Raw genomic sequence first — 14001 nt, 5'->3', positions numbered from 1 at the left:
GCTCGTCAGACGCTCCATTTCGAAACTCTCAGTTTCTGCCATTCTGCTCAAAGGCCAATTTATTTGTGCGGCGCCTGCAGGCAAGTCTTATTCCACTGAATAGTTTTGGAGTGGCGCTAGATGGCCCGTGTCGTTCGTTTCCATGAATATGGTGGTCCCGAGGTTCTGCGCATCGAGGAGGTCGAAATTCGGCCCCCAGGTCGAGGAGAGATTCAGGTCCGGGTTAAGGCATTGGGCCTTAACCGGGCCGAAGCTAGCCTGCGTAAAGGCGCCTATATCGAAACGGCGAGGTTACCGTCCAGCCTTGGGCTAGAGGCCGCGGGCATCGTCGAACAGGTTGGAGAATATGTTGAAGGCTTCATGCCCGGTGACGCCGTTAGCATCATCCCGCCGATTTCGATGGTTCGCTGGCCAACGTATAGCGAACTCGCCACGTTTCCGGCGGAGATCCTGGTGAGACACCCGCCATCGCTCAGCTTTGCGTCGGCCGCCGCCGCCTGGATGCAGTATCTCACTGCCTATGGTGCTCTGATCGAAGTTGCCAAACTCAGCAACAGCGATCATTTCGTCGTTACGGCCGCCTCAAGCAGCGTTGGCCTCGCTGCTATTCAGATCGCTCAAGGTGTTGGTGCAACCACGATCGCGGTCACAAGGACGTCTCGGAAGAAGCAGGCTTTGCTCGAGATGGGAGCGGAGCACGTGATAGTCTCGGAAGAGGAGGACCTTGAGAGCAGGCTTAAGGACATCACCGGGCCCATCGGGGTACGCGTTGTTCTGGACCCGATTGGTGGACCGATCTTTAACCCCCTCACGGCCGCAATGTCGCGGGGAGGCATCCTTATCGAATATGGTGGCTTGAGTTCTGAACCGACCCCGTTTCCGTTGGCTACGGTGCTGGGCAAATGCCTGACGCTGCGCGGCTATCTCGTTCACGAGATCACGGGCAACAAAGCGCGGCTGGAAGTTGCCAAGGAATTCATCATTGATGGGCTGCTGTCGGGTTCGCTGAAACCGGTGATCGCCAAAACGTTTTCATTCGAACAAATCGTTGAGGCGCACCGCTTTCTGGAATCGAACGAACAATTTGGAAAAATTGTCGTGACGCTTTGACTGGCCTCTACTCAACCGAACACGAGGCATAGCGGCGCAATCCAACCTACCTGGAACAGTCCGCAGGCAAGCCGACGGCACGACGACGGTGTCCATTTCGGTGTCGAATGATGTCGTGATCATGTGGATTCCGGGTGCCTATCTCGCGCCACGTGTTCACGGCAGTAACGTAGCGAGTGGTATTCCAGATCCTGAGCGCCATCATACGAAATTAGGACGACCCACATAGAAAGGCGGCCGCGGCCATTGCACTTAGTCTAAGGTCGCGTTCATCGACGCCGCAGCTAGCTTTCACGGCGAGACGATGCACAAAAGCGTTGGCGAACTCCGCAGCAGAAATGGCGTCAACGACATTCAAAACTGCTTCGAGATCCGTAGCGTGCTCGAAGTGGATTCGGAAAAGCTGTTCGCGAGCTGCAAGTGCGGCCAGTACATAAGCTCTGACCTCGCCGTCAGTGTGCGCAGCGGTCGTTGCCGCCGCTGTGAGCATGCAGCCCCGAGCGGCCGCGGACCGACCTACAAACCTCTTGATCGCTCCCGTGAAAGCGTTTGTGAGTCTGTGCCCCAAAGATGAGCTATGAGCCAGTTCTGCCGTCATCACGGCTAACGTCTCCTCAGACTCGAGTTTCAGCGCCGTCAGATAGAGTTGCTTCTTGTCGCCGAACGCCGCGTAGATGCTGGGCCGGTTCATGCCTGTGGCGGCTTTGATCTGATCTAGAGTCGTCCCCCAATAACCCCACGTGAGGAATGTTTCGATTACAGCCGACAGAGCTTCGCTTCTGTCAAATGCCGGCGGCCTACCGCGTCGTCGTCCCGAAACAAGCTGGGAAACGCGGGTCATCCTACTGCACCCCGGCGCACGTCGAGCAAGTCAGACCTTCCTTAACTTCAGCTTCGGGATGCGCCCAAGCACGGCGATCAGATTCGCAAGATCAACTTGCCCGGACTCGTCTCATGCGCGAGCGCCGCAAATGCTGCTCTATATTCGTTAACTGGGAACACGCGCCCTATTAGGGGACGGATTTTCCGGGAATCGATCAGTGCGTTCATCGCCTTGAAGCTTTCAGTGTGGCCGGCGATGGCAGTGTGGATTGTGGCGGCATGCCGGATCGCATCAAAGACGTCGAACTTCGCAATCGTTCCCCCGGCATAGCCAACCATAAGTATCCGTCCCCCAAGACAAAGCGCGTTAAGAGCAGCACCGAAGTGGTCTCCGCCGGCGACCGTCAAGACAGCATCAACTCCGCCTCCTGCGAGACGCATGACGTCCTTCGGCCAATTGTTATCGCCACGATCGAGCACGGTCGCCACCGCGCCACACTGCTGCATGAGGGCAACGCGCTCTTTTTTGCGCGTCACGCTTATCACCTGCAAGCCCAATGCGTTGCCGAGCTGGATGGCCGCGGTCGAAACGCCGCCTGTGCCCTGGACCGCGAGCTTTTGACCGGGCTGGAGTTTACCAATCGTTGTCAGCGTGTGGAAAGCCGTCAACCAAGCGACCGGCAGGGCCGCCGCCTCTTCGAAGCTAAGATGCTGGGGAATGTTCACAAAATCATCTGCATCCGCGCAGAACAGCTCTATCATCGTGCCGTTGGTCGGACCGCCCAGTCGACGGCCTACCGCGCCCGTGCGCACCACACCCGTGTGCCAGTCCGGCAGATAAAGAGGACATACCTTCTCGCCCACCCGGAACCGGCGCACTGCCGAGCCAACCGCAACGATCTCACCAGCGCCGTCCGAGAGCGGAGTTAACGGTGCAGCGACGCCCACATGGTAATTGCCGGCCGCAATGGCCAAGTCCCGATGGTTCAGTCCGGCTGCCCGAATGCGGACGACGATCTCGTTTTCCTTCGGCGTCGGCTTCGGGAGTGAAATCTCCTGAAGATCGTCGATGTCGATTCGCTCCCGATATCGCCAAGCCCGCATCATATTGCCTCGGCTATAATGCGCGCGGTCTCGTCTGGACGCAGAGCCTGCATCTGATGTCCGCAGCGGATGTCGCGATATGTCCAGTCGCCGCCTTGTCGAGCAACAGCGGCATGAGCCGGGTATCCCATGATCTCGGTGGCCGGCTCGGTCGCGAGCACATATGTCTTTGAAATACCGGAGTGTCCGCCGTTCTTGAAATGTAGAGGTTCAAGCCAGCTGCGTAAGGGGTGTGGTGTCGACCTGCGTTCAACCCAGTCTGCGATAGCTGGATCGCGGATGCCGAGCAATGTCGCTTGTGGTGGAGGCAGCCAGTCTCCATCTGGCGCCATTGATCGGAAGGCTTGTCGCCGTGCCTCAGCTCGCTCCTGCGGCAATTTCGGGATGGCGGAGGCGAAATCGTCGCCATCAGCAGGAACCGCGGCATCGAGGTAGACAAGATGGCCGATGCGATCGCGAAGGTGATCTGCCACTCCGGTAATGACCATCCCTGCATATGAGTGGCCGACGAGCACGACGTTCTCAAGTTCCTCGAACTCGATCACACGACAAATGTCCTGAATATGTTCGGATAGACCGGGCGGGTCGGCAGTTCCGGAGCGCTCGCCAAGGCCAGTGAGTGTGGGCGCATGGACCGTGCGCCCGATGTTCACAAGCAAGGGCTTGACGAGGCGCCACGCCCATCCGCCCTGCCAGGCTCCGTGGACTAGAACGATAGGCGACATTTCTATTTTTCTTCCTTGGATGGCTTGATCGGAGTCGATGCCTCAATGGACACAGCGCGGACCATCGCTGGCGCCGCTGCCAGACGCTCGTGGTGCTTGCGCAGTGCTTCTGGGAGCGACAGTTGCGCCCCGAGCGTCCATCGCGTGAAGACGTGCAGGTAATAATCGATGGCCGATTCCGAGCTCAGAGCCCAAGCAGACGTGCCGAGATCGGACGCCACGGCTTCCCATGCCTTCGCCAGATAGTTGACAGTGCTTGCACGAAGTGCCCGTTGCGCTGCAGTGTCATTACCCACGTAACGCGACGGCCGCCACAGCAGGCGGAATGTCGGATGGAGCGTACCGCCGAGAAAGCCGAGCCAGCGAACGGCAAGTTCGCGACCTTTGGGATCTTTGGGAAGTAAGCCGATCTCCGAATGCAGGCGATCGAGATAAAACAGGATCGCGCCGGTTTCTCTGATCGGTCCGTCCTCGGTCAATAGTACCGGCACTTGGCGGAGCGGGCTCAGGGCAGCATAGGTACTTTCACCTGCGCCATCGGCCCCCATCTCCAACCGAACCGCATTGTAAGGGTGTCCAGCCGCCTCGCAGGAGGCTATCGACGCGAGAGCACAGGAACCCATGGAAAAGTAAAGATAATCGGACATATCTGAAGCGTATATGCCCGCAATCGATTAAAACAGCGCATTTATTGCGACAGAATAATGCAATCGATGCATCGTTAGGTCCAACTGACTGAACTGTCTGACTTACCTGACGCCATCTGCTCTATCAGCCCCGCAAGCACTTCGTCATCGGCACTTGCTCGATAGGAAGCGTAGAATTCACGCGAGTGTCGTGGACTAAGTGACCGCATCGTGAGGCCGCTGATATCGATGTGATCGCCGGGCCATCGAGAGATCAAACCGATGCCATGGCCATCGCGCACGAGCTGAAAGATCGCTTCAGTGAGTTGAATTTGCATGATCCTTGTCGATGGGTTTGCTCCGATCGCTCGTCGCAGCGCGATTTGATCTTCACGTGGAAGATCATGAATGAGGATCGTCGAGTGACGTAAGTCGGCCCACCTTATTCTGCCCGATCGTGTCATCGGGACAGCCTTATCTGACGAGGTTATCGCCACCGTCTCCAGTGCGAACAAGGGGAGGTGTTTCAGCCGAGGGTCATCGTAAGGACGGTTCGTGACGACGAGGTCAAGGCGCGCGTTCAGCAGAGCATGGGCGTGTTGGTCTCCAACGTCGTAGGACAGCTTCACGTTAGCGTAAGGAAATCGCGTAGACAGGCGCGCGGCCTGCTTGCCGAGCCAGCCAAGAATCGTGGAACAGCTCGCAGCGACGCGGATAACCGACTGTCCGGTGGCCGGGTGCAAGACTGCGCGTTCGACATCGTCCAATGCATCTATGATTGGACCGGCGGCTGTTGCAATTTTCACGCCTGCAGACGTCGGTGCCATGCGTTTGCCGATTCTTTCGAAAAGCTGGCAACCAAGTGCCTGCTCAAGACTGATGAGCTGATGGCTAACCGCTGATTGGGAAAGATTCAGATGGCGTGCCGCGCGACTCACGCTTCCTTCGTTGGCGATGGAAGAGACAAGACGAAGGTGTCGGATCTCGAGAATACGTCGGGAGGCCATCAAGCATTTCCAATCGCGCGGAGAGCAGTTTTGTGCAATCTAATGCGCAGCTCCGCGCATAGTGTACCGTTATTGGCAGCGTGCCAACCGGCCGGGCGATTATGGAAGGCGGCGACGCCGCCGCTTCCCTCGGGTCGCGGACGGCGACGGGCTTGCCGTGCAATGTGATGGAAAATGGCTGCCGGCATGGCCGAGGACTGTTTCAAATATGGCGGGCACAATTACCGCATGTGCGCGCCGCGCGCCTCGGTTTATGTCGATGGCGCCATTTGACATATCGTCGAGTGGTGGGAAGGCGAGGACAACGACACCGATGCGCAAGCTCGTTCACGTCTCGGCCATCTTCGCGAGTACCCGCTGCACGAGCGTGGGATCGCGATAAACGCTGCGTGGCTTCAATAGATGTTGGACCTCGATGGTCAGCTTGTGGACGGCCGGATCTTCGGCGGCGAGCCGGGTCAGGGCGATACCGAATTTGAGCGTGGTCTCGAAATCCGCCGGACGTTGCCCCCGGGTATCGGGAAACACGAAGTCGAGTATGGCCACCGACCAGGGCGTCTCGATCAACGTCTGCACCTCGGCGAAGAAAGCAGGTGCCAGCGCGGCGATTGGATTGCTGTTTTCCTCTAGTCTCTTGAGCAGCCTCTTCAGCAGGCATGCCTCCAGCGCAGCCACGCTCATGCCTTGGCCGTAGACGGGATTGAAGCGGCAGATTGCGTCGCCGATGGGCAAAAGCCCGCGGGGGAAGACGTCAAGTCGCTCGAAATGACGCCGCACACTCTCAGGGAAGCCGTAGCGTGCGACCCCGTCCAGGCGCTTGGCGCGGCTGATCGCGTTGTAGATCGTCGGGGTCCGCAGCGCTTTTGCATAAGTCAGGAATCCGTCTGGATCGCCAGGCGGCCCGTCGCCATGTCGTCCACCAATGGTCGCCATCCAGCGGTTGCCCTCGAGCGGCAACATCAGGCCGCCACGGCTGTTCTGGGGTGCCTGGCCGAAGGTCATGACACCTTTCCAGTCAGTCGAGGCGTCGTCCGGAATGGCAAAGACGCATGTGGCATAGCCGAGATCGATGCCAATTGTGGTCTCCTCCGGCAGTGGTCGGCCGATCGATTGCAGCAGAGCGAGAGTGAGGGCGCCGCGTCCGGAGGCGTCGACGACGAGATCCGCCGCAATCGTTTCGCTCGCGCCATCGCCGTTCTCGTAGCGCACGCCGGTGACCTCATCTCCATTTGGCGTCGCCAATACCTCCTGCACCCGGCAGCGCTGGTACAGCGTGGTATTGCCGCGGCTTTCCACCCGCCGGCGCACGGCACGCTCGATTGTCGGCCGTGACGCCGCGTAACCGAACCAGCCGAGATCACGTTGCGGGAAGGGATCGTAACCCGGGCGTTCAACGCGAACATCGAGACCAGCCCTGAGCGGCACGGCTCCCGCCCGTGCGAGATCCTGTTCGAACCCCGGGAACAACTCGCTGAGGGCGCGCTGGCCGCTGAGCAACAGTGCATGCACGTGCCGCGCCTGCGGCGTGCCCGCGCGGTGGGCAGGCTCCGAGGGCAGAGTGTCGCGCTCCAGTAGAACCACCTGATCGAAGCGGTCGGAGAGTGCCCCTGCGGCCGTGAGCCCGGCCATGCCGGCGCCGATCACGACCGCCTGCTTGCCCATCACGGTCGACGACATCGCCACCTGCCAACTGCGTGCTCTGCCGCCATGTACAGGCTCATGACCTCAAACCTTATCAAGCTCAAACCACAGTCAAAGAAGGACTAGGGCCGCGACGCAGGCAATGCTCGCCGGGACGACACACCATTCGGACGTATTCATCCTTTTGCCAACCGAGCGGCCATTCTCAAAGCAAGATAACCCGATCGGTTCGATAGAGATTGTGAGCTGGCTAACAGTCTTCGTGCTTTAGCGTAGTCGGCCACACTGATACTTACAGTGGTTTCCTTGCAGTGGTTTCGCTGCCTGACATTCTGCACGGTCAGCTCTCGTAAAAGTCAGGCTTCTTGCTGACCGGGACGCGTCGTAGTTTGCCCATCCTGCGTCGACCCTTCTGGACAAACCAACGCCGGTATGACGATTTGCCCCGGTCAAGGTCTTACGTAGGCCCAACCCGTCTCCTGCAGTTGCATCACGCGCACCACGCCTGATGCTACCACCTGCGCCTGAGGGACAATCGGGATGTCCTTGTGCTCGGCCTGGTGCATTTTTTCTTGGGTGTTGCCGCAAGCCTTGAACGATACCTCCGGCGTACTCAGCGCCATTTGCTCAATTCGGGCCTTCACCGGCGACGTGTCATCGCGAAGCATATGCAGCCCGGGCCCGAACGTGACCACCTCGATTTTCACCGTCTCCCCGAGATCCTTATAATGTTGCGTAACGTTCGTTGCATTGTTCAACGTGAGATTCATCGCGGCAGCGTCATTCGTGTTGACCTGCAGGATCAAATGGTGCGTTTTGGAAACGGGGGCCGCTCGGGCCATCGCAGTGGGAGGGGATCGCTTCCGCACCTGCGTAGTGGCGGACCGTTTAGTCGGGTTTCTCACAAGCCATTGCGCATGCCTGGCGCGTTCCGTCTTGATCAATCCAGAATATGGGGCTGGGCTCGTCGTTGTCGGTCCCGAGTATGGGGCCTGGGTCGCTGTTGCTGGCTCAGAATATTGAGCGGGGTCGGCCGTTGACGGTCTCCAGTATGGGCCGAGGCTCGTCGTCTTCGGCACCCAATATCGTCCGCCTTGCTCCGCTGCGGCGACCGGCGCGGGAAGCAGGATCGCGATCGCCGCCATCGTCGCAGCCTTTGCAAGTTGCTGAAACATGCTCATCGTGTTTCTCCCTCGCAAATCTTGTCAGAGGCCCGTCGCCTTCGAACGCGACGCCGGGTTTTCGGATCGCCGACACGGCTGCCGGGATCTGCACCTCGTTGATGAGGTCGCAGATCGCATGATCATCGCGGCCTCCGATGTTGGTTTGGCGTGCCCGCCGCCACAACTGATTGAGAGCTTCATCCTGCTTCGCTCGGCTATGGCTTTATGACAGCGAACTCGCAGGCGAGCACCTCGGCTCCTTCTGCAATCAATTCTACAGATGTATTGTTCGACCTCCGTCCAGAATTATGCGTTCGCCTACACGCGATCCTATGTCTCTTATGGAGAACCCACCTACCTATTTCGGGTTAGGCTGAACCTTAGGCGGGTTGGCTAGTAGCAAACCGGCTGAAACAGGCGCTCTTGGCAGCGGCTAGAAGCGTTGGCGAAATGTACGATTTCAAGAAGTCACCTCAGCGAGAATAGCCACAGGCCTCCCTCGGCTGACTTCCTGCTTTCGACTTTGGCCGATCTCGTCATCACCTGTCCTACGGGCTGCGGCGCAATGATCCATGAAGCAATGTAGCCATTAGCAGAGAACCATGAACTCGGGGGAAGTGGCCAGGCCGAGGTCGCCATAAATTATCCTCACGGTCCCGTTGTCTTGATCGAGACGGCGGCCGGAACTATCCTCTCCACAAACCGTGGACTGCCGCACTCATCCCGTTGATGCGGACTGAATGGAGAGCGCATTCTTGCCTGAGACGAATGACCCGAAGCCGGGCGATCCCCAAGGGCTGCAGCGCGCCGATGACGCGCTGGCGCAGGCCTATGAACGGATCAAGAGTGCCGATGAAGAACTTGCACGGTTGGACCGATTGGTCTCCGGATTGGAGCGTGGGAACGACAGCCCACCGATCCCGCAGGAAGGCGCCGCCGCGGAACGAAGCGACGCGACCGTGGACAAGGCGACAATGCCGGAGAGCAATGCTCGCCATCTGGGCCTGAGAGGGAAGCGGCTCATGGTAAGAGGCCTCGTCGGCCTCTTGTTGGCGATAGGCATCCTTGGTGCCGCGTTTGCTTCGCGACATGGCCATGAGGCCAAGGCGATCATGGCTCGATGGGCCCCGTTGATCTCGATAGCGCCCCCGGAGGCGACCGAACTTCGCGGTCCGGCGGGATCGTTGCCTGTCCGGGTGGCAGATGCCGATGAACAGCCTTCCCCGCCCCCAGCTCCGAGCCGCAAAGAAACCGACGATGTTCGGTCAACCGGCCCCACCACGTCAACCGATTCGACATCCGCCGATTTGGCGCAATCGCTCAGGACCATCTCGCAAGGCCTTGCCAGCATCAACGAAAAGCTTGAGCAACTGAGAAGCAATCATGAACAGACGCTTCGCGACCATGCCGAGGCGATTCAACAGCTCAAGGCGGCGCAGGAGCAAAGTGCCCGAGACAACGCGCGCATCGCTGACCAGGTGCAGACGCTGCAAACGCAGCTTGCCGCATTATCCGCGAAATCCTCCGGACGGAGCTTGATGAAGGAGAATGATGCGGTTGCGCGCCATCAGCTGCGCGCAGCCGCGCCTCGGCCGTCCAAGCGGCCGCGGGCGCCTTGGATGGCCCCGCCGGACATCATCGGACCTTGGGACTATCCGGATTGGTGAGGGGCGCGACCGTTCCGATGGGTCGGCCTCAGCTCGCGGCCCGTAAGATGGGCGGAGCAACGTAAGAGGGTGGGTTTCGCAAGGGCCACCCATCCTACGCACTTAGCGGGCACCCCACAGCAGCCGGTAGTGTCCCTTTAGACCGCCAGATTAAGTGAAAATTCGAGGTGACGAAACCAGATGGAGCTGTCCCCGTTACGAGGCTACTACTTGCAGCCGCGGCAAATCGTAAGCTTGCGGGTTAACGCCTCATCTTCCGCCTGGTCGACCGATTGCTGCCCCGCCGTACTGTCTGGTTCTTGACCAGGCCTGGACTGTTTTGCCGAGCGCGACCTCGCGGGCCGCGTCGTCTGGACAGGCGCGTCGTCGTCGTCGATGCCGATGCTAAAGCCATCGTAGTCGGCGGCCGGCTTAGGCGACGGCCTACCGATGAGGGGTGCAGACGAAACGCCGCCGGACGCGGTCGGCGGCATGTCGTTGGCTGATGGCTGGGAGCCCGCGGTGCTGGTCGCCCGGGGCGGCGCATCCTTAGCGGCTGGGGGTGGTACCGAACCCTTGGCGGTCGCCCGCGGCAGCGTAATGTCATCGGTCGGCGATGACGACCTGACATTGGTCTTTGCTGATGGCGTGGAACTCTTGGCAGTCGCGCGCGGCGGCGAGACGTTGGGTGCCGCTATCGGAGGCCAAACGCTGTTGGTCGTGGCAGGAGGTGCCGAACCCTGGTCTGTCGACGGCTTCGGCGGCGCAAGCGAAAGCGGCGGGGCAAGCGAAGTCTGACATCTAGCGCTGTCGTGCAGCCAAAGACTGCCGGACAAGAGGCCAAGAGCAAATAGTGCAGCGTTTTTCATGTGCTTTCTGCAAACCGCTTCGATTGGAAGAATCGATCACGTGCCCCCGCGGGCCACGTCTTGGCGAAAATATCCACTATTCACATGGCGATCAAAGTTGACGGAAATGGGGATTGAGCCGACGTGGTTGCCAACCCGCCCGGAGGCGGCTTTCGGCGGCGAATAGACTTGGCGCGGTAGCTCCTTGAATTTGCTCGCCGCTGGATCGACGTGAGCCTAGGCAACAATGCCGGCGCAATCGAATGCGAATGACACGGGCAGGAAGTAACGGCCATCTGAATTCCGCTTCTCGCGATCGAGACCGGCTTTTCAGGACGATGACGCAAACAACCGGCTTTTCAGGACGATGACGCAAACAAAAGGAGAGGCGGCTTCGGGCCACCTCTCCTCTCCGATAGGGAACGGAGCCGTTATTGGCAGATGTGCCGCCGCCCATCCGCGCCTCGGAACCACGTCCCCGGCTGACAGACGAAGCCCTGATTATAGTAGCCTTGGCTGTAGGCATAGGCGTCGTTACGGAACGGCGCTGCTGCGATGGCGCCCGCTGTGCCTATGGCGCCGCCCACGACACCGGCCGCTACATCGGCCGGCCAGAAGCCACTGTTCCGCTGATAATGCATCCGCTCTGCGCGTTGCTGCTCAGCTGCTGCCGAGCGGGGCGCGGGATCCTGGGCGAACGCTGGAGCCGCCATCGCAACCGTCAACGTAGCCGCCGCGGCAATCCTTCGGAATTCCATCGTCAACTCCCTTGGTCATTTTGCGATGGGGCAACGACCAGCGACGCGGTGCGTTGCGTGGAACAAGAGGTTTCACCGTGAATATTGAGTCATGTTCCCGGTGCCGATGACGCGACGTGTTCCAATAGATGAAAGATACGCCCCGGCCGATTCAAAAAGAAAACCCCGCAGGCTGGGTGCGGGGTTTTCCCAGCTGACGGACTGGGGAATCAGGGCGTGAGCCGCCAACTGTGGACTCTAACTTAAGGTTGAATTCTAAAAAAGCAACAGCGCTGCGTAGACGGAATATGTTCGTCGCGCAGCGCTGGCCTAATCACTGGGCCCTGAAATCCCCCAGCACTCTTTTGTCTCGGCACCCTCGCGGAGGTTCAAGGAGATCGAAAAATATTCGCAAAAGGGGGGCGGGTTTTCCCTTGGGAATGATTGGCAAGGGTGCCTGCCACAATTCCTTAGGTCAAAACGAGCTCGGTCATCCGGATCAAGTTTACGGTGCTGAGGCTGCACTTAACCTCGCGTGGCAGTACACCGCGCGCATAGGAACCTTGGTTCTTGGTCGTGATTGTCAGGGGAGGACAAGCGGAGGCGCTCATGAACCAGCTGATCTATCTGGTCGGTTTGATTGTTGTAATTCTTGCAGTGCTGTCGTTCTTCGGACTGCGATAGGACGCAAATGGACAATAACCCAGCTCTTGCAGCATATGTTGACAGCAGGCGCCAGCTGCGGCTGCAGTGGAGCGCGGTTTTCGCGGGCGCGCTCACCGCCGCAGCGCTGTCGTTGATTCTGGTCAGCTTCGGTGCGGCGGTCGGGTTGGGCGTCAGTTCCAGTTCGCCATCGTGGCGTGATGCATCCGCCGCGCTGGCACTCTTGTCCGGTCTGTACCTGGTCCTGCAAGCGCTGGTGAGCTTCGGCGTTGGCGGCTACATCGCCGGTCGCGCTCAACGCGTCGTCTCCACGGCGCCGGCCGACGCGATCGAGCATAACGACGGGCTTCACGGCCTGACGGCGTGGGCGCTCGGCGTCATCATCGGCGCGACCGCGTTGGCATTGGTCGGCTTGTCGGCCGCGCACCGCCCATCCGATGAACACTCCCGAACGACCGTATCCGCGGAGCCGCTTCTGAGTTACGAGCTTGACCGTCTGTACCGGTCACTGCGGCGCCCCTCCAATGCCGATATCAACGTCGTGCGCGCCGAAGCAGGGCGAATTCTGCTGACCAGTTCCGGCCACAGCGGAGTCAGCAACGACGATCGGAGCTACCTGATCCAGCAGGTTGCTGCCGCAACCGGAGTGCCTGCCGCCGACGCTGAAAAGCGGGTCGACAATGCAATCTGGGATGCGAGAACCGCAATCATGCAATCGCGGCGCAGTTCGATCATTCTGGCCTTCTCGGTCGCTACTGCGCTGTTGTTTGGCGCCGTTGCGGCGTGGGTGGCAGCGTGCTCGGGCGGTCGGCATCGTGATGGCGCGCCGCTTCCAGTGTGGATGGGTGGCAGGCCGGAGACTGCCGTCCCCATCGTCTGAGAACTGCCGATCGTCCGGGAATTTAAGGTCACTTGAAGGAGACAAGAATGGCAACGCTTCTGATCATGGATCGCACCGGTGACAGCCGCCACCATTTCGACCCCGAAAACAGCGAGCAACTCGCCTGGGCCGAAGCGCGCTTTAGGAAGCTGACGTCGGAAGGATACACGGCGGCGACGCGGAAGGCACCCGGCGAAGCAGAGCTTGTCAGGTCACTGGATCCCAATGCGGAAGAAACGCTGTTCTACCCTCGGCTCGTCGGCGGTTGACCGCATCATGGTCAAGCTGGGCGAAACGACCATACTCTTGGCTCTCCGACGTGCATTCGCAAATCTGCGCGCAGCATCACTTGCCATGCGCGAGCGGTGGCAGGCGTACGAAAAGGTCGAAGCCCGGGGAGTTGCGCTGCTTCAGGATTGGCTTTCGCCGGCGCAATTGTTGCAATTCAAGAGAGACAAGTGTTTCGATGTCATCGGTTCGGATTCCAGAAGGCGGTATCGGATTTGCTATGGCACAGCGACAAACGTCTATGAGATGAACGAGAGGGGACGCGTCGTGGTCGGCTGGTGCTTTCGGCCTGCCGGCTCGCTCGTGGCGGGCGACGTAATGCTTGCTCAAAAAATTGCGCTCGAAACCAACGAGCGTGCGGCTCTCGCGGTCGCGAAGCCATTTCCCGGCTCCATGCCGCCCAGTTCGGGGCCACTTCCGGTTGGTTAGCCGGCTCTAGGCCTGCGCGCCGAATGCAAGCTGTTCCGAAGCGTTCTGCCTCATTCTCGCGATGTCGACTGGAGCTGCTTGTTTCAATGGTGGTAGAACACCGATGCGACGAGCCCGCTGGTTGAGCTGACGGTCAGCGCAAGAGCCACGGCCTCCTCGACCCGCACAGCGCTCAGTGACGACAACGCGTCCGGCAGCAGCGGGATCCGCCGGATAGAGGAACGCCGGTCCGAATGCTGGGTTGATGAACACCGGCTTTCACTGGACTTGAGCGATGCCCGCAACACCCCGACCGACTTCACTCAGCTTCAT

Annotated in this window: 15 protein-coding genes; 6 read left to right on the top strand and 9 right to left on the bottom strand. The window is 59.8% G+C overall.

The genetic code is table 11. The features are described 5' to 3' along the window. The first annotated feature begins 120 nt into the window (after window positions 1–120). Window positions 121–1110, top strand: coding sequence for a zinc-dependent alcohol dehydrogenase family protein (locus tag JQ553_RS12430; protein WP_212500225.1), 990 nt, complete (start codon window positions 121–123; stop codon window positions 1108–1110). A gap of 211 nt (window positions 1111–1321) precedes the next feature. Here JQ553_RS12430 and JQ553_RS12425 read toward each other — a convergent pair whose 3' ends face one another. The 7 genes from JQ553_RS12425 to JQ553_RS35240 all read right to left on the bottom strand — a co-directional run bounded on the left by JQ553_RS12425 (window position 1322) and on the right by JQ553_RS35240 (window position 8216). Further along, window positions 1322–1951: a TetR/AcrR family transcriptional regulator gene (locus JQ553_RS12425; protein WP_212500224.1), complete on the bottom strand. Its 630-nt coding sequence runs from the start codon at window positions 1949–1951 to the stop codon at window positions 1322–1324. A 77-nt stretch (window positions 1952–2028) separates the two neighbouring features. Continuing rightward, window positions 2029–3039, bottom strand: a complete 1011-nt coding sequence (locus tag JQ553_RS12420) for an NAD(P)-dependent alcohol dehydrogenase (protein WP_212500223.1) — start codon at window positions 3037–3039, stop codon at window positions 2029–2031. Next, complete coding sequence (locus JQ553_RS12415; RefSeq protein WP_212500222.1) at window positions 3036–3761, bottom strand: alpha/beta fold hydrolase; 726 nt, start codon at window positions 3759–3761, stop codon at window positions 3036–3038. The genes JQ553_RS12420 and JQ553_RS12415 overlap by 4 nt, the downstream gene beginning before the upstream one ends. 2 nt (window positions 3762–3763) lie before the next feature. After that, complete coding sequence (locus JQ553_RS12410; protein ID WP_212500221.1) at window positions 3764–4408, bottom strand: glutathione S-transferase family protein; 645 nt, start codon at window positions 4406–4408, stop codon at window positions 3764–3766. 74 nt (window positions 4409–4482) lie between these two features. Further along, on the bottom strand, window positions 4483–5394 hold the full coding sequence (locus tag JQ553_RS12405) for a LysR family transcriptional regulator (protein WP_212500220.1): 912 nt from the start codon (window positions 5392–5394) through the stop codon (window positions 4483–4485). 327 nt (window positions 5395–5721) lie between these two features. Then, a complete protein-coding gene (locus JQ553_RS12400; protein WP_212500219.1) occupies window positions 5722–7056 on the bottom strand; it encodes an NAD(P)/FAD-dependent oxidoreductase in 1335 nt (444 codons plus the stop codon). A 428-nt stretch (window positions 7057–7484) separates the two neighbouring features. Next, window positions 7485–8216 carry a DsrE family protein gene (locus JQ553_RS35240; protein WP_212500218.1) on the bottom strand — a complete coding sequence of 244 codons (732 nt, stop codon included), beginning with the start codon at window positions 8214–8216 and terminating at the stop codon, window positions 7485–7487. Window positions 8217–9394: 1178 nt separating this feature from the next. Between JQ553_RS35240 and JQ553_RS34405 the strand changes: the two genes are divergently transcribed. Continuing rightward, complete coding sequence (locus tag JQ553_RS34405; RefSeq protein ID WP_249144179.1) at window positions 9395–9865, top strand: hypothetical protein; 471 nt, start codon at window positions 9395–9397, stop codon at window positions 9863–9865. A gap of 429 nt (window positions 9866–10294) precedes the next feature. Further along, the gene (locus JQ553_RS34400; RefSeq protein ID WP_249144178.1) at window positions 10295–10642 is read left to right on the top strand and encodes a hypothetical protein; all 348 of its coding nucleotides are present in this window, start codon (window positions 10295–10297) and stop codon (window positions 10640–10642) included. Window positions 10643–11123: 481 nt separating this feature from the next. Here the strand turns inward: JQ553_RS34400 and JQ553_RS12380 are convergent, their stop codons facing one another. Beyond that, entirely contained in the window at window positions 11124–11450 is a 327-nt protein-coding gene (locus JQ553_RS12380; protein WP_212500216.1) for a hypothetical protein, read from the bottom strand. 775 nt (window positions 11451–12225) lie between these two features. Between JQ553_RS12380 and JQ553_RS12375 the strand changes: the two genes are divergently transcribed. From JQ553_RS12375 to JQ553_RS12365, 3 genes are read left to right on the top strand one after another with little or no spacing between them, the layout of a single operon-like run. Further along, window positions 12226–12972, top strand: a complete 747-nt coding sequence (locus JQ553_RS12375) for a hypothetical protein (RefSeq protein WP_409363052.1) — start codon at window positions 12226–12228, stop codon at window positions 12970–12972. Between the two features lie 47 nt (window positions 12973–13019). Further along, window positions 13020–13241: a hypothetical protein gene (locus JQ553_RS12370; protein WP_212500215.1), complete on the top strand. Its 222-nt coding sequence runs from the start codon at window positions 13020–13022 to the stop codon at window positions 13239–13241. 7 nt (window positions 13242–13248) lie between these two features. Beyond that, window positions 13249–13689, top strand: coding sequence for a hypothetical protein (locus JQ553_RS12365; RefSeq protein WP_409363051.1), 441 nt, complete (start codon window positions 13249–13251; stop codon window positions 13687–13689). Between the two features lie 83 nt (window positions 13690–13772). Here JQ553_RS12365 and JQ553_RS12360 read toward each other — a convergent pair whose 3' ends face one another. Next, window positions 13773–13991, bottom strand: a complete 219-nt coding sequence (locus tag JQ553_RS12360) for a hypothetical protein (RefSeq protein WP_212500392.1) — start codon at window positions 13989–13991, stop codon at window positions 13773–13775. Window positions 13992–14001: the final 10 nt, after the last annotated feature.

It is taken from the genome of Bradyrhizobium lablabi (assembly GCF_018131005.1).
Lineage (GTDB): Bacteria > Pseudomonadota > Alphaproteobacteria > Rhizobiales > Xanthobacteraceae > Bradyrhizobium > Bradyrhizobium lablabi_D.
This window is presented reverse-complemented; position numbering and strand designations above follow the sequence as displayed.